Consider the following 988-nt stretch of genomic DNA (forward strand, 5'->3'; position numbering starts at 1 on the left):
CGAGCGCGGCACCGAAGTGCCGCGGGCCACCGACTTCGCTCGATGACCGGACGGGGAGTCCAGGCGCGCGTCGGCGGCGCGCTCGCCGCCGTGGGCGGTCCCGCGCTGCTGCGCGAGCGCGGCCTGGACGTCCCCGGCGGGCTGCGGGAGGCGATCGAGGAGTGGGAGCGCCGCGGCGCCGCCGTGCTCTACGTCCTGCGCGAGGCCGCCATCGTCGGGGCGCTGGCCCTGGAGGACCAGGTGCGCCCGGAGTCGGGCGCCGCTGTGGACGCGCTGCACCGCATGGGCGTCACGGTCGCGATGATCACCGGTGACGCCCGGCAGGTCGCCGAGTCGGTGGCCGCCGAGCTGGGCATCGACGAGGTGTTCGCCGAGGTGCTTCCGGAGGAGAAGGACTCCGCGGTGGCCGACCTGCAGAGCCGCGGGCACCACGTGGCGATGGTCGGCGACGGCGTGAACGATGCTCCGGCACTGGCCCGCGCCGATGTCGGCATCGCGATCGGGGCGGGCACCGACGTGGCGATCGAATCCGCCGGGATCGTGCTGGCCTCTGACGACCCGCGCGCCGTGGTCGCGGTCAAGCGGCTCTCGGCGGCCAGCTACCGCAAGATGGTGCAGAACCTGTGGTGGGCCGCCGGCTACAACCTGGCCGCGATCCCGCTGGCCGCCGGGGTGCTGGCCTGGGCCGGGATCGTGCTGCCCATGGCCATCGGCGCCGTACTGATGAGCCTGTCCACCGTCATCGTCGCCATCAACGCCCAGTTCCTGCGGCGTGTAGACCTGCGCCCCGAAGCCACGCCAACGACCTGACCATGGAGCCCGCCCGGGAGCTCTTCCCTCCCCGCCGCGCGCCCAGCGGCCGCTTCCTCTCCGGAAGAAGGGCCCGCAACCTGTTCGCAACGTTCCAGGCGTTAGTGTGGCGCGTATCACCGCACGCGGAGCGCGAGGTAACCTCGCTCCCGCGTCCGAGGCGGGCACCGCCGCGCTG

Annotated in this window: 1 protein-coding gene; it reads left to right on the forward strand. The window is 73.8% G+C overall.

The annotated features are described in order from the left end of the window. Positions 1–810 (forward strand): HAD-IC family P-type ATPase (locus VS93_RS26415; protein ID WP_046472547.1); only part of this gene is annotated, 810 nt, incomplete at its 5' end. Positions 811–988: the final 178 nt, after the last annotated feature.

This window comes from Allosalinactinospora lopnorensis (genome assembly GCF_000981225.1).
Classification (GTDB): Bacteria; Actinomycetota; Actinomycetes; order Streptosporangiales; family Streptosporangiaceae; genus Allosalinactinospora; species Allosalinactinospora lopnorensis.